At 71.8% G+C, this 14751-nt stretch carries 12 protein-coding genes; 10 read left to right on the top strand and 2 right to left on the bottom strand.

Going from position 1 to position 14751, the window contains the following annotated elements; translation table 11 throughout:
- The 3 genes from sucD to ACTHNQ_RS12930 all read left to right on the top strand — a co-directional run.
- Positions 1 to 676, top strand: a 676-nt coding sequence (gene sucD, locus ACTHNQ_RS12940; RefSeq protein WP_440333941.1) for a succinate--CoA ligase subunit alpha, incomplete at its 5' end; no start/stop codon positions are given.
- A gap of 82 nt (positions 677 to 758) precedes the next feature.
- Positions 759 to 1199, top strand: coding sequence for a nitroreductase family deazaflavin-dependent oxidoreductase (locus ACTHNQ_RS12935; RefSeq protein WP_440333939.1), 441 nt, complete (start codon positions 759 to 761; stop codon positions 1197 to 1199).
- The gene (locus tag ACTHNQ_RS12930) at positions 1196 to 1939 is read left to right on the top strand and encodes a formylglycine-generating enzyme family protein (RefSeq protein WP_440333937.1); all 744 of its coding nucleotides are present in this window, start codon (positions 1196 to 1198) and stop codon (positions 1937 to 1939) included. The genes ACTHNQ_RS12935 and ACTHNQ_RS12930 overlap by 4 nt, the downstream gene beginning before the upstream one ends.
- A gap of 70 nt (positions 1940 to 2009) precedes the next feature.
- On the opposite strand, the gene ACTHNQ_RS12925 is transcribed toward ACTHNQ_RS12930, so the two are convergent.
- Positions 2010 to 3488 carry an NCS2 family permease gene (locus tag ACTHNQ_RS12925; protein ID WP_440333935.1) on the bottom strand — a complete coding sequence of 493 codons (1479 nt, stop codon included), beginning with the start codon at positions 3486 to 3488 and terminating at the stop codon, positions 2010 to 2012.
- A gap of 127 nt (positions 3489 to 3615) precedes the next feature.
- Here ACTHNQ_RS12925 and ACTHNQ_RS12920 point away from each other — a divergent pair, with 127 nt between their 5' ends.
- The 7 genes from ACTHNQ_RS12920 (at position 3616) to ACTHNQ_RS12890 (ending at position 13737) form a co-directional block, all read left to right on the top strand.
- Entirely contained in the window at positions 3616 to 5253 is a 1638-nt protein-coding gene (locus ACTHNQ_RS12920; RefSeq protein WP_440333933.1) for a cell division protein PerM, read from the top strand.
- A gap of 4 nt (positions 5254 to 5257) precedes the next feature.
- Positions 5258 to 5860, top strand: coding sequence for a phosphoribosylglycinamide formyltransferase (gene purN, locus ACTHNQ_RS12915; RefSeq protein WP_018171742.1), 603 nt, complete (start codon positions 5258 to 5260; stop codon positions 5858 to 5860).
- A gap of 26 nt (positions 5861 to 5886) precedes the next feature.
- Positions 5887 to 7491, top strand: coding sequence for a bifunctional phosphoribosylaminoimidazolecarboxamide formyltransferase/IMP cyclohydrolase (purH, locus tag ACTHNQ_RS12910; protein ID WP_440333931.1), 1605 nt, complete (start codon positions 5887 to 5889; stop codon positions 7489 to 7491).
- Positions 7492 to 7612: 121 nt separating this feature from the next.
- The gene (locus ACTHNQ_RS12905; RefSeq protein ID WP_440333929.1) at positions 7613 to 9193 is read left to right on the top strand and encodes a DNA-3-methyladenine glycosylase 2 family protein; all 1581 of its coding nucleotides are present in this window, start codon (positions 7613 to 7615) and stop codon (positions 9191 to 9193) included.
- Positions 9190 to 9699 carry a methylated-DNA--[protein]-cysteine S-methyltransferase gene (locus ACTHNQ_RS12900; protein WP_440333927.1) on the top strand — a complete coding sequence of 170 codons (510 nt, stop codon included), beginning with the start codon at positions 9190 to 9192 and terminating at the stop codon, positions 9697 to 9699. Before ACTHNQ_RS12905 ends, ACTHNQ_RS12900 begins: the two co-directional genes overlap by 4 nt.
- Before the next feature lie 391 nt (positions 9700 to 10090).
- On the top strand, positions 10091 to 11923 hold the full coding sequence (locus ACTHNQ_RS12895; protein WP_440333925.1) for an ABC transporter ATP-binding protein: 1833 nt from the start codon (positions 10091 to 10093) through the stop codon (positions 11921 to 11923).
- A complete protein-coding gene (locus ACTHNQ_RS12890) occupies positions 11920 to 13737 on the top strand; it encodes an ABC transporter ATP-binding protein (protein WP_440333923.1) in 1818 nt (605 codons plus the stop codon). The genes ACTHNQ_RS12895 and ACTHNQ_RS12890 overlap by 4 nt, the downstream gene beginning before the upstream one ends.
- 73 nt (positions 13738 to 13810) lie before the next feature.
- Here ACTHNQ_RS12890 and ACTHNQ_RS12885 read toward each other — a convergent pair whose 3' ends face one another.
- Positions 13811 to 14719, bottom strand: coding sequence for an N-acetylglucosamine kinase (locus ACTHNQ_RS12885; RefSeq protein WP_440333921.1), 909 nt, complete (start codon positions 14717 to 14719; stop codon positions 13811 to 13813).
- Between the last annotated feature and the right edge of the window lie 32 nt (positions 14720 to 14751).

Genomic DNA, 14751 nt, shown 5'->3' with positions numbered 1-14751 from the left:
CGTGTCGATCGCGTTCGTGCCGCCGGCGTTCACGAAGGACGCCATGGTCGAGGCCATCGACGCCGAGATCCCCCTCCTCGTCGTGATCACCGAGGGCGTTCCCGTGCAGGACTCCGCGGAGTTCTGGGCGCTCGCCAAGGCCAAGGGCGGCAAGACCCGCATCATCGGCCCGAACTGCCCCGGCATCATCACGCCGGAGGAGTCGCTCGCCGGGATCACGCCGCACACCATCGCGGGCAAGGGTCCGATCGGGCTCGTGTCGAAGTCGGGCACCCTGACCTACCAGATGATGTACGAGCTGCGCGAGATCGGCTTCTCGACGGCCATCGGCATCGGCGGAGACCCGATCATCGGCACCACGCACATCGACGCGCTCGCCGCGTTCGAGGCCGACCCCGAGACCAAGGCGATCGTCATGATCGGCGAGATCGGCGGCGACGCCGAAGAGCGCGCGGCCGACTTCATCAAGGCGAACGTGACCAAGCCGGTCGTCGGCTACGTCGCGGGCTTCACCGCCCCCGAGGGCAAGACGATGGGCCACGCCGGCGCCATCGTCTCGGGCTCGGCGGGTACGGCGCAGGCCAAGAAGGAGGCCCTCGAGGCCGCCGGCGTCAAGGTCGGCAAGACGCCGTCCGAGACCGCTGCGCTCATGCGCGAGATCATCGCGGGCCTGTAAGACCCGGATCGGGGGGTGGATGCCGCGGCCCAGGGCCGCGGCATCCACCCTTCGCCGTTTGCGGGGAGCTTAGGCTGGTGTCATGCCGCTGACCGGGGAGTACAAGCCGTCCACCGCCGACTGGGCGCGCAAGCAGGCCGAAGCGTTCGAGGCGTCCGACGGCGCCGAGGCGAACACGCTGCGGGGCGTGCCCATCATCGTGCTGACGACCGTCGGCGCGAAGACCGGCGCACTGCGCAAGACGGCCCTCATGCGCGTGGAGCACGACGGGCGGTACGCGGTCGTCGCCTCGAAGGGCGGCTCGCCCGACGAGCCCAAGTGGGCCGAGAACATGCGCCGTCAGCCGCACGTCGAGCTGCAGGACGGCGACGTCAAGCGCGACTACGACGCCCGCGAGCTGTCGGGTGACGAGCGTGCGCAGTGGTGGGAGCGCGCGACCGCGGTGTGGCCGGACTACGCGAACTATCAGACCAAGACCGACCGCCTGATCGCGGTCTTCGTGCTCGAGCCGCACGAGGCGTGACCGACATCGAGCTCGCCCGCATCGCGGGCGGGACGGTGACGTTGCACGATGCGCGGCGCAAGGTGCGCTGGAGCGTCGACCTGGAGCCCTACGAGATCGGCGTGTACGCCGTCACACAGGAGCAGCTGGCCGAGCTGCTGGGCGAGTCCGCGCGGCATCCGCGGCGACCGGCCGTCGGCGTCAGCTGGCAGCGGGCGATCCGCTTCTGCAACGCCGCCTCGGAGTGGGAGGGCCTCGACCCCGCCTACACGTTCGACGGCGAGGACGTCACGTGGCATGTCGACGCCGACGGCTACCGCCTGCCGACCGAGGCGGAGTGGGAGCACGCCTGCCGTGCCGGCTCGACCGGCCCCCACTACGGCCCTCTCGCCGAGGTCGCCTGGACGAGCGCCGACGGCCTGACCGCTCCAGCAGAGGTCGGCGGCCGGCTCCCCAACCTGAATGGCCTGTTCGACCCGCTCGGCAACGTGTGGGAGTGGTGCTGGGATCTGCTCGACCCCGCCCGGTACGCGGACTACCGCGTCTTCCGCGGTGGCGGCTTCGCCGACGACGCCTGGAGCGTCCGCGCCTCGACGCGCCGCGGCGGCCCGCCGCGCTCGCACCACGACGACGTCGGCTTCCGCGTCGCGCGGGGCGGCTTCGACGGCGACGCGGCCGCCCAGGGCTGGTCGGCCCGTGCCGACGCCGAGCGCGCCGACCCCGACGGCCCGCTGCCCTTCGGCTGGACGCCGCTGCGCTGACCCTGGACGCAAAGAGAAGTGGATGCCGGCGGCCGAGGCCGCCGGCATCCACCCGGTCTTCTGCAGCCGATCAGCCGGCCAGGAGCTGCTCGATCGGTCCGCGGGCGAAGTAGATCGCGAAGCCGGCGGCGACGACCCACAGCAGCGGGCTGATCCCGCGGGCCTTGCCCGACAGCGAGCGGATCACGACCCAGGCCACGAAGCCCGCGCCGATGCCGTTCGCGATCGAGTACGTCAGCGGCATCACGACGACCGTGAGGAACACCGGCAGCAGGATCGAGAAGTCGCTCAGGTCGAGGTCCCGGATCTGCGCCATCATCATGGCGCCGACGATCACCAGGGCGGCGGCTGCCACCTCGCTCGGCACGATCTGCGCGAGCGGGGTGAGGAACATCGCGAGAAGGAACAGCACACCGGTGATGACGTTCGCGAATCCGGTGCGCGCACCCTCGCCGATGCCGGAGCCCGACTCGATGAACACGGTGTTCGACGAGCCTGACGTGAGGCCACCGGCGATCGCGCCGACGCCCTCGACGACGAGCGCGCTCTTCAGGCGCGGGAAGTTGCCCTTCGCGTCGGCGAGGCCCGCCTCCTTCGACAGACCGGTCATGGTGCCCATCGCGTCGAAGAAGTTCGTGAACACGAGCGTGAAGACGAGCATGATGACAGTGAGGAAGCCGACCTTGCTGAAGTCGAAGCTCACGTCGCCGACGAGGCTCAGGTCGGGCAGCGAGAACAGGCTGCCGTTGAGCGCGGGAACCGACAGGCCCCAGCCGCCGGGGTTGTCGACGGCCGAGCCGAGGTGCCAGATGGCTTCGATGACGACGGCGAGCACGGTGCCCGTGACGAGGCCGATCAGCAGCGCACCCTTCACCTTGCGCGCGACGAGGATGCCGGTGAGCAGCAGGGTGACGACGAAGACGACCGTCGGGATCGTGGCGATGGAGCCGGCGATGCCGAGGCCGACCGGCGGCGAGTTCTGGCCGGTCGCGGTCACGAAGCCGGCATCCACGAAGCCGATGAACGCGATGAACAGGCCGATGCCGACCGTGATCGCGATCTTCAGCTCGTAGGGGACCGCGTCGAAGATCAGCCGTCGCAGGCCGGTGGCCGCGAGCAGCACGATGATGACACCGTTGATGACGACCATGCCCATCGCCTCAGGCCACGTGACCTGGCCGACGACGCTGAACGCGAGGAACGAGTTGATGCCGAGGCCGGCGGCGAACGCGAAGGGCAGGCGGGCGACCAGGCCGAACAGGATCGTCATGACGCCGGCGGTCAGCGCCGTGACGGCGGCGACAGCGGGGAAGGCGAGGTTGTTTCCCGCGACGTCGGTGCCGGACGAGAGGATGATCGGGTTGAGCACCACGATGTAGGCCATCGTGATGAACGTGACGACACCGCCGCGCACCTCGGTGCCGATCGTCGATCCGCGCTTGGTGATCTCGAAGAAGCGGTCGAGGCCGTTCTTCGGCTCCGCAGTCGCGGCTTCGGGGGTGGGATCGGTTGCGGTGACGCTCTCGGGCGCGGGCGAGTCTGTGCTCATGTGTGGGGACCTCCGACCAGAACGTTAGTCGCTCGCTGCCCAAGCTGGGGATTCGCTGAACGGATGCCCGCCCCCTCCGCGCGGGTGACCACGGGCCCCGGGCGGCTCGAAGTAGGGTCGACTGCGCATGCATCGCCTCATCGTCGCCCTCCTCTCCGCCGTCGACGCCGCCATCGCGGTGGCCGTCGGCGTCGCGGCGACCCTTGCCCCGCTGACCCTGCTGTGGGTGTTCGGGTTCGGCGGAGGTGCGGACTGGGGCGTCCTCTGGCCGACGGGCGTCTCGGTGTGGCAGTTCGGCAACCTCGTTCCGCTCCACGTCACGCTGCCCCCGGAGTACCTGGCCGCGACGGGGGTCGACGCGGACGCGGCATCCTTCGTCCTCTCGCTCGCGCCGCTGGCATTCGCGACGTTCACCGCGGTGTTCGCCGCCCGCTCCGGCGCCCGCGCGTCGCACGCCGACGCCTGGCTCACGGGCGTCGCCACCTCGACCGTGGTCTTCGCGGCGCTGGCCACCGGCGTCGCGTACACCGGCTCCAACGCGGTGGCGGGCGTGACGCCGTGGCAGGCGATCGTGCTGCCGACGCTCGTCTTCGCCGTGCCCGCCCTGGGCTCCGCCGTCGTCACGGAGTGGCGTGAGGCGGGCTCGGGCGTGATCGCGCGGATGCGCGATGCGATCGAGGCGCGCCCGCACGGCTGGGGCCTGGTGCCGGCGCTCGTCGCGCGAGGCGCCGCCGTGGTCGTGACGGGGCTCGTGGGCGCCGGGGCGCTGCTGCTCGCCGTGGCGCTGTTCGTCCGCTCCGGGCAGATCGTCGCGCTGTTCCAGGCCGCCGGCGTCGATCCGGCGGGCTCGGCCGTCATCACCCTCGGGCAGCTCGCCTACCTGCCGACGCTGGTCGTGTGGGGGATGTCGTTCATCGCAGGTCCCGGCTTCGCCGTGGGGACCGGCACCGCCGTCTCGCCCGCGGGCACGCAGGTCGGCGTCGTGCCCGGCATCCCGCTGCTGGGGGTCGTGCCCGACACCACCACCACGTGGCTGCTGCTGCTCGCGCTGGTGCCCGTCGCGCTGGGGGCGCTCGCGGGCTGGGTGGTCCGTTCACGGCTCGTCGGGCGGGGAGCGGTGCGGATGCCGCAGCCCGCCACGCGCGAAGAGCCGGCGACCTCGCGGTTCGACGACGGCAGGACCGCCGCCCTGTCGGGGCTGCTGGCATCGGCGCCGGTCATCGAGCCGGAGCCCGAGCCCGACGACGCGCCGGAGCCGCACGCCGACGAGCCGATCGCGGCCCGTCTCGTGATCGCGCTCGGCATCGCGGTGGTCAGCGCCGCAGTGGCCGCCCTGCTGTCGTTCCTCGCGTCGGGCTCGCTCGGACCCGGCCGCCTCGCGGAGTTCGGACCGCAGCCGGGCCCCGTGGCGCTCGCCGTCGGCTTGGAGGTGCTCGTCGGCACCGCCATCCTCCTGCTCGCGCCCGTCGGATCCGGGGGAGCCCGGGGCAGCGGGCGCGGCGACGGGGGCACGGCGTCGCCGGCCGCGACGACGCCGGACGAGCTGCCGCAGAGGACGGGAGAGCGGGATGCCGCACCCGAGCCCCCGCGGATCCCCGACCTCGACGACACCGCCGACCTCGCGGCGATCACCGCGGCGTGGAGCGGGCTGCGCCCGTCGTCGGCGCCGACACCGGACGAGGGTGCGGGGGACCGCGGCCCGAAGGGCGGCGGTCGGGGCGCCGACGCCGTGACCGAGCCGATCGAGCTGCCCCGTCTAGACTGATCGGGTGCTTACGGTCGCCGTCCTCATCTCGGGCACAGGGTCGAATCTGCGCGCTCTGCTCGACGCGGCGGCCGATCCCGAGTTCCCCGCCCGCATCGTGGTCGTCGGCGCCGATCGTGAGGCCGAGGGCTTCGCGCACGCCGAGGAGTACGGCATCCCCACCTTCATGGTCCCGTTCGCGCGATTTGCGTCGCGTGAGGAGTGGGGCGCCGAGCTCGGCGACCAGCTGAAGGTCTGGCAGCCCGACCTCGTCGTGCTGAGCGGACTCATGCGCCTGCTGCCGGCCGACCTCGTCGACGCGTGGTCGCCGCGCATCATCAACACCCACCCGGCGTACCTGCCCGAGTTCCCGGGCGCCCACGGCGTGCGCGACGCGCTTGCCGCCGGGGTCGTCCAGACCGGGGCCAGCGTGATCATCGTCGACAACGGGGTCGACTCGGGGCCGATCCTCGCCCAGGAGCGCGTGCCCGTGCTCCCCGGCGACGACGAGCACGCCCTGCATGAGCGCATCAAGCCCGTCGAACGCCGTCTTCTCATCGACGTGGTGCGCCGCGTCGCGACCGGCGACCTCGATCTCGCGGCGGTGTCCGCGAACGCCCAGCTCTGACCCCCACCCCCTCGAGGAGAACCGACATGGCCGGACCGAGCCACGACCCCGCCCTCTATCGTCAGCGCGACGTCGTCCCGGTGCGCCGCGCGCTCGTGTCGGTGAGCGACAAGACCGACCTGCTCGAGCTGGGCGCCGCGCTGGCGGCCGCCGGCGTCGAGATCGTGTCGACCGGCGGATCGGCGTCGCTCCTGCGCGAGGCGGGCTACGACGTCACCGACGTGTCGAGGGTCACCGGCTTCCCCGAGTCGCTCGACGGCCGCGTCAAGACGCTGCACCCGGGCGTGCACGCGGGGCTCCTCGCCGACCTGCGGCTCGAGGACCACGAGCGTCAGCTCGCCGACCTCGACATCTCGCCCTTCGAGCTCGTGGTGGTCAACCTGTACCCGTTCGTCGAGACCGTGGCGTCGGGCGCGCAGGGCGACGACGTCGTCGAGCAGATCGACATCGGCGGCCCCGCGATGGTGCGCGCCTCGGCCAAGAACTTCGCCAACGTCGCGATCGTCACCTCGCCCTCCTCGTACCCGGCGGTCATCGAGGCCGTCCGCGCCGGCGGCACGAGCCTCGTGCAGCGTCGCGAGCTCGCGGCGCGCGCGTTCGCGCACACCGCCGAGTACGACCGCGCCGTCGCGACGTGGTTCTCCGAGGGCACGCTCACCGCGCAGGACCTGCCGGCACACCTGACGATCAAGGCCGAGCGCCTGGCCACGCTCCGCTACGGCGAGAACTCGCACCAGCGCGCCGCCATCTACACGCGCAACGGCGGCCACGGCATCGCCCAGGCCACGCAGCTGCAGGGCAAGGAGATGTCGTACAACAACTACGTCGACGCCGATGCCGCCCTGCGCGCCGCGTTCGACATGATCAAGCCGGCGGTCGCGATCATCAAGCACGCCAACCCGTGCGGCATCGCCGTCACGGCGCCCAACGCGCTCGACCCCATCGCCAGCGCGCACCTGCGAGCGCACGAGTGCGACCCCGTGTCGGCTTACGGCGGCGTGATCGCGGCGAACGGCACCGTGACGCTCAAGATGGCCGAGAACCTCAAGGACATCTTCACCGAGGTGATCGTCGCCCCCTCGTTCGAGCCGGCCGCGCTGGAGGTCTTCAAGGCGAAGAAGAACCTGCGCCTGCTGCAGTTGCCCGAGGACTGGCAGCAGGAGCGCATGGACGTGCGCCTGGTGTCGGGCGGCCTGCTGCTGCAGGACGCCGACCGCTTCCCCGACGACATCGAGTCGGTCGCCAAGGACTGGCAGCTGGTGTCGGGCGAGCGCCCGGCCGATGACGAGATGACGAACCTCATCTTCGCCTGGAAGGCCTGCCGCGCGGTCAAATCGAACGCCATCGTGCTGGCTAAGGGCTCGGCGACCGTCGGGATCGGCATGGGACAGGTCAACCGCGTCGACTCGTGCCGCCTCGCGGTGGAGCGGGCCGGTGACCGCGCCGCAGGGTCGGTCGCGGCATCCGACGCCTTCTTCCCGTTCGCGGACGGCCCGCAGGTGCTCATCGACGCCGGCGTCACGGCGATCGTCCAGCCCGGCGGCTCTGTGCGCGACGACGAGGTCATCGCCGCCGCGAAGGCGGCGGGCGTGACGATGTTCTTCACGGGCGAGCGCCACTTCTTCCACTGAGGTGGGTGTCGAGGGCCCCGGGCGGATCTCCTCCCGGGGCCCTCGTGCGCACCGGCGCGGCATCCACGGTCGTGTCCGATTTCCGCGAGCCCATGTCCCTGGAGCGTGCCAGGCTAGGGGCATGAGCCTGACCATGACACCCGGGGCGGCGCGCGTCGCCCCCATGTCGTTCGACGAGAGGTACCGCGCGATCGACTCGCGCGACGCCCGGTTCGACGGGCAGTTCGTCACGGCCGTGCGCTCCACGGGGATCTACTGCCGGCCGAGCTGCCCCGCGCGTACGCCCAAGCCGTCGAACGTCACGTTCTACCCGACGAGCGCCGCCGCGCACGAGGCCGGCTACCGTGCGTGCAAGCGGTGCCTGCCCGAGGCGGCCCCCGGATCGCCGCAGTGGAACCTCCGCGGCGACACCGCCGGCCGAGCCATGCGTCTCATCGCCGACGGCGTCGTCGAGCGCGAGGGCGTGCCCGGTCTCGCCCGCCGCCTCGGCTACTCGCCCCGCCACCTGACGCGACTGCTGACCGCCGAGCTCGGCGCCGGCCCGCTCGCCCTCAGCCGCGCGCACCGCGCTCAGACGGCCCGCATGCTGCTCGTCGGCACCGACCTGTCGGCCGCCGACGTCGCCTTCTCGTCCGGGTTCGCGAGCGTCCGCCAGTTCAACGACACGATCCGTGAAGTGTTCGGGATGCCGCCGACCGAGCTCCGTGCGCGGCGCCCCGCGTCGCGCCACCTCGACGCTCTCGCGCCCGGTGTGACGATCGACCTCGCGCTGCCGCATCGCGGCCCGCTCGACGCCGACGGGCTGTTCGCCTGGATGGCCGCCCGCGCCGTCGCCGGGGCCGAGGTGGCGACCGGCTCCACCTTCGCGCGCACGCTGCGGCTGGCGCACGGTCCCGTGTGGTTCGAGCTGCGTATCGACGACGCCGGCCGCGTCCGGCTGCGGGCCGCGCTGTCGAACCTCGCCGACCTGTCGACCCTCGTCACCCGCGCGCGGCGGCTGTTCGACCTCGACGCCGACCCCGTCGCCGTGGACGAGTCGCTCTCGCGCCACCCGGAGCTCGCGCCGCTCGTCGCGGCGCTGCCCGGCATCCGCATCCCCGGTGCGGCCGACCCCCACGAGATGCTCATCCGCGCGATGGTGGGGCAGCAGATCACCGTCGTCGCCGCACGGACGGCGCTCACGTCGCTCACCGCCGCACTGGGCGAAGAGGTGCCGGCGTTCGCCGGCATGGCGTCAGACGGGGGACAGGCGCCCCTGCTGTTCCCCACGATGGCGGCCATCGCCGAGCACGGCCACGAGGTGCTGCGGGGCCCGGCCGCCCGCATCCGGGCGATCACCGGCGCGGCGGCCGCCCTCGCCGACGGCACGCTCACCCTGACCCCCGGCGACGACGCCGCCGACCAGCGGGCGGCGCTGCTCGCCATGCCCGGGATCGGACCGTGGACCGCGGACTACGTGCGCATGCGCGTGCTCGCCGATCCCGATGTGTTCCTTCCGGGCGATGTCGCGGTGCGGGCCGGCGCCGCGGCGGCGGGGCTCCCGTCCGAGCCGCGTCCGCTCACCGACTGGGCCGCGCGCACCGCGCCGTGGCGCAGCTATCTCACCGCGCACCTGTGGCGTGCGGTCCCGCCGAAGCCGGCGCCGGTGCGCCGGGCGGCAGCATCCAGAACTCCCGTAACGACCAGCGGAGGCATCTCATGAGCACTGCGACCCTTCAGACCATCGACACACCCGACGGCGCGTTCACGCTCCTCGCCGACGAGCGCGGGCACGTGCTCGCCTCGGGCTGGACCGCCGACCGCGACGCGATCCTCGCGCGTCTGACCCCCGGCGCACGTCCGACGGACGTCCGTGAAGGAGAGACGGATGCCGCCGCCGCCGTCGCCGCGTACTACGCGGGCGACCTCGCGGCCATCGACGAGGTGCCCGTCGCGCAACAGGGCACCCCGATGCAGCTGGCCGGGTGGGCGGCGCTGCGGACGATCGAGCCCGGACGCCCGCTGACGTACAGCGAGTTCGCGGTGCTGCTGGGGTCGCCGAGCGCGGTCAGGGCGGCGGCATCCATCTGCGCCCGCAACGCGCCCGCCCTGTTCGTGCCGTGCCATCGCGTGCTGCGCACCGACGGGTCGCTGGGCGGCTTCGCGTGGGGCCTGCCCGTCAAGCAGCGCCTGCTGGAGCGCGAGGCAGGGGTGCCCGCGCTCGTGTGAGACCGGGTGGGTGGGGCCGACAGGACTTTCCGGGGGTGCGGAAAGCGCTTGTTGCGCTCAGCTGTTTCTCAGGTATACGCTGGAGGGCTGGCGTGTCGCTTCGGCGGCACCCAGCCCTTATCCCACGATCCGAGGAGGAAGCCATGTCTCAGGCCATCGTCACCACGAAGCCGATTGTCTTCCTCCCTGCCATCGCCGGGACGACGCGCGTCGACTACGCCGGGTAGAACCGCAGCCGACCTCCGCAGATCCGCCGCGTCCGCGGCATAGGATCGCCCGTCCTCGCGTTCTGGCCCTCCAGGACGACGCATCAGCGCCCACACCGACGTGTTCTCGGCGCGCCCATCCCGCGGCATCCGCTCGCATCCGCATCACCCACCCCACAAGGATCATGACCTCGTCTTCGTCTGAGAGACTCTCCACCCCGCGGGCGCTCGCACGCCTGCTCCCGTTCGCGCGGCCGGTGCTGCCGCGCCTGACACTCGGCGCCGCGAGCGCGCTCGGCGCGAGCCTGCTCGCCCTGTCGATCCCGCTCGTCCTCGAGGTGATCGTGCGAGGCCCGATCGCCTCGGGCGACTTCGGCCAGATCGCCTGGGGCGCGGCCGTCGTCCTCGTGCTCGGACTCGCCGAGGCTGCCATGGTGTGGCTGCGCCGCTGGTTCGTGCTCGCACCCGCGACGATGGTCGAGTACGAGCTGCGCCAGAGCTTCTACTCGCGCCTGCAGCGGCTGCCGGTGGCCTTCCACGACCGCTGGCAGTCGGGCCAGCTGCTCAGCCGCATGATGCAGGACATCAGCATGCTGCGCCGCTGGCTGGCGTTCGGCCTCGTGCTGCTCGTCGTGAACGTGATCACGATCGTCGTCGGCAGCGCCCTGCTGTTCCGCTGGCACTGGGCGCTCGGCACCATCTTCCTGGTGTGCTCCGCGCCGCTGTGGTACGCGGGCTACCGCTTCGAGAAGAGCTACGGCACCCTCGCGCGGCAGTCGCAGGACCAGGCCGGCGACCTCGCCACCTCGGTCGAAGAGAGCGTGCACGGCATCCGCGTGCTCAAGGCGTTCGGCCGCGGCAAGCACGCGCTGCAGAAGTTCACGCGCCAGGCCGAGACGCTGCGCCAGACCGAGCTGCACAAGGCGCACGCGGTCGGCTGGATCTGGTTCTGGCTCGTGCTGCTGCCCGACATCGCGTTCGCGCTGTGCCTCGGGGCCGGCATCTACCTGACCGCCATGGGGCAGCTGCAGGGCTCCGAGCTCGTCGCGTTCTTCGCGATGGCGACCGTGCTGCGCTGGCCGATGGAGTCGATCGGCTTCCTGTTCTCGTTCCTGCTCGACGCGCGGACGGCGACCGACCGCATCTTCGAGGTGTTCGATGAGGAGAACACGATCGTCGACCCGGAGCACCCCCGGACGATCGCGCAGCCGCGGGGGCAGCTCACGTTCGAGGGCGTGCACTTCCGCTACCAGGATGCCTCGCCGTCGGAGCGCGACCTGCTCGACGGCATCGACCTCGTGCTCGAGCCGGGCGAGACGATGGCCCTCGTCGGGCTCACGGGCTCGGGCAAGACGACGCTCACGACGCTGCCCTCGCGGCTGTACGACGTGACGGCCGGGCGCGTGACGCTGGACGGCGTCGACGTGCGCGACCTCACCCTGCCCGAGCTGCGCACGCATGTGGGCATGGCCTTCGAGGATGCGACGCTGTTCTCGCAGACCGTCCGCGACAACGTGCTGCTCGGACGCGAAGACCTCGTGCCCGGCAGCCCCGAGGCCGAGGCTGTGCTCCGCGAGGCGCTGCAGGTGGCTCAGGCCGGCTTCGTCGACGAGCTGCCTCAGGGGCTCGACACGGTCATCGGCGAAGAGGGGCTGTCGCTCTCGGGCGGGCAGCGCCAGCGACTCGCGCTCGCCCGTGCGGTCTCGGCGCGCCCCGCCGTGCTCGTGCTCGACGACCCGCTGTCGGCGCTGGACGTCGACACCGAGGCGCTCGTCGAGGACGCGCTGCGCGAGGTGCTGCACTCGACCACCGCGCTCGTGGTCGCGCACCGCCCGTCCACGGTGATGCTCGCCGACCGCGTGGCTCTGCTCGAGGGCGGGCGCATCACGGCGGTGGGCCGGCACTCCGACCTGCTGCGCGAGAGCGAGCACTACCGCCACGTGATCTCGAGCCTCGAGATCGAGGACGACAACCGCAGAGATACCCGCATCCGAGAAGAAGAGGAGGTGACCCGATGAGCACCGCGACCGTCACCGGAACCAGCGGCGAAGACCGCTCCGACTACACGCGCGAAGAGAGCCGCGCCATCCGCAAGCGCTCGCTGCGCCTGCTCGGCTCGCTCGTCTCGCCCGTGCGAGGGCAGCTCGTCCTCGCCGGCGCCGTCCTCGTCGTGTCGACCGCGCTGCGCGTCGCCGGCCCTGCCCTCATCGCGTACGGCATCGACACGGCCCTGCCGGCCGTCGTGGACGAGATGGACTGGATGCCGACCATCATGGTCGTCGCCGTCTACCTGATCACCGCCGTCGGCGGCGCCGCCCTCATCGGGTGGTACGTCGTGGTCGCGGCGCGCCTCACGCAGGCGATCATGCTGGATCTGCGCAAGCGCATCTTCCTGCACACGCAGCGGCTCAGCCTCGAGTTCCACGAGTCGTACACATCCGGGCGCATCATCTCGCGGCAGACGAGCGACCTCGACACGATCCGCGAGCTCCTGGACGGGGGGCTCAACGAGCTCGTGTCCGGCGTGCTCTTCGGTGCGTTCACCTTGGTGATGCTGCTGATCGTCGACTGGCAGTCCGGTGTCATCCTCATCGTCATGGGGCTGCCGCTGTACCTGCTCATGCGCTGGTTCTACAAGCGGTCGCAGCGGGTGTACCGCGAGTCGCGGGTCATCAGCGCCAAGGTGATCGTGAAGTTCGTCGAGACCATGACCGGCATCCGCGCCGTGAAGGCGTTCCGCAAGGAGCCCCGCAACGACGAGGACTTCGGCGGTCTCGCGATGGACTACCGCGACGTGAACATGCGCTCGATCCGCCTGTTCGGCACGTTCGAGCCGGGCCTCATCGCCATCTCGGCGGTGACGGTCTCGGTCGTGCTGCTGTGGGGCGCCGTGCGGGTGGCCGACGGCGCGCTGCTCATCGGTACGCTGATCGCCGCGCTGCTGTATGTCCGCAACTTCTTCTCGCCGCTGCAGGAGGTCGCGTTCTTCCTCAACTCGTACCAGTCGGCGACGGCGGCGCTCGAGAAGGTGTCGGGCGTGCTGGAGGAGGAGCCGACGGTTCCCGACCCCCGCCACCCGGTTGACCTGTGGGAGGCGAAGGGCCACCTGCGCTTCGACGACGTGGAGTTCGGGTACGGCAACGGCAAGGTCATCCTGCCGGACTTCTCGCTCGACATCCCGGCGGGGCAGACGATCGCCCTGGTCGGGACGACGGGTGCCGGCAAGTCGACGCTCGCCAAGCTGGTGTCGCGGTTCTACGACCCGACGAAGGGCGCGGTGACGCTCGACGGCGTCGACCTGCGGTCGCTGCATCCGAAGGACCTGCGCCGTGCGATCGTCATGGTCACGCAGGAGGCGTACCTGTTCAGCGGGACGGTGGCCGACAACATCGCTCTCGGCAAGCCCGACGCGACGCTCGACGAGATCAAGGCGGCGGCGCGCGCGGTGGGCGCGGACGGGTTCATCGAGGCCCTTCCGGACGGCTACGACACCGACGTGAACAAGCGCGGCGGCCGTGTGTCGGCGGGTCAGCGTCAGCTGATCTCGTTCGCGCGCGCGTTCCTGGCGAACCCGGCGGTGCTGATCCTCGACGAGGCCACGGCCTCGCTCGACATCCCGTCCGAGCGGCAGATCCAGGAGGCCCTGCAGACGCTGCTCGCCGACCGCACGGCCATCATCATCGCGCACCGCCTGTCGACGGTCGCGATCGCGGACCGGGTTCTGGTGATGGAGCACGGCCGCATCATCGAGGACGACGCCCCCGCCGCCCTCATCAGCGGAACCGGCAAGTTCGCGCAGCTCCACGCCGCGTGGCGCGAGTCGCTCGTGTAGCCGACCCCGAGCTCGGATGCCCCGGCCCCCTGTCCACACTCAGGGCCGGGGCATCCGTCGTTCCCGGGGCGGGTCAGGCGCGGGCGCGCCAGACGGCGGGGGAGAGCGGATGCTGCGGCCCGAGGTCGGCCAGTGCCATCGCGCCGTCGATGCCGTGGCCGCGGGGCTCGACGAGCGCGACGTCGAACTCGCTCGCCGCGATGTGCGACGCGAAGGCCTCGTGCAACTGCGGCGAGCGGAAGACACCGCCGATCGCGCACACCGAGAAGTGCTCCGCGGCGTCGGAGCGGACGCGGCGCAGCGCCGTCTCGACGCTGTGCGCGAGCTCGCCGCCCGCGCGCACCGTGATGTGCTGCGCCACGGCATCGCCGGCTGTGGCGAAGCGCGCGACGTGCTCGGCGAACGATGCGACGACGCGCACGCGATCGTGATCGGCCTGCAGGTCGATGTACGCCTGGGTGAGGTCGGGCCAGCGCTCCATCGCCACGCCGGTCAGCGCGGTGGCCGGCCCGCGGCCGTCGAACTCGCGCATCACCGCGTCGAGGGCCTCGCGGCCGATCCAGTATCCGCTGCCGGCGTCGCCCATGAGGTACCCCCACCCGTCGACGCGTGCGACCTGTTCCGCGCCGACGGCGAGGGTGACCACGCCCGTGCCGGCGGCGACGACGGCTCCGGGAACGTCGCCGAGTGCGCCGAGGAAAGATGTCGTCGAGTCGTGCGCGAGAGTGACCTCGCGCACGTGGGGCTCTCCGATGCGGGTGAGCAGAGCGGCCGCGTCCGCCTCTCTCGTGGTCAGCCCCGACACCCCGGCGGTCACGACAGACGCGTCGGCGCCGGTGCGCTCGAGTGCGGCGCGCACGACATCCGCCAGCTGGGGCAGCAGCTCCTCGTGCGTGTCGATCCCGGGGAACACGAGATCCTGCCCGCCGACGCGCACCTTGATCCCGGTCTGCCCGGCATCGATCGCGAGTACTCTGCTCATGCGGCTGCCGCCCCTTCTGTCCGCTGAGTCGA

The organism is Microbacterium sp. (genome assembly GCF_051953575.1).
Classification (GTDB): domain Bacteria; phylum Actinomycetota; class Actinomycetes; order Actinomycetales; family Microbacteriaceae; genus Microbacterium.
The sequence above is the reverse complement of the archived record's forward strand: the minus strand, read 5'-3'. Positions and strand labels throughout refer to the sequence as shown.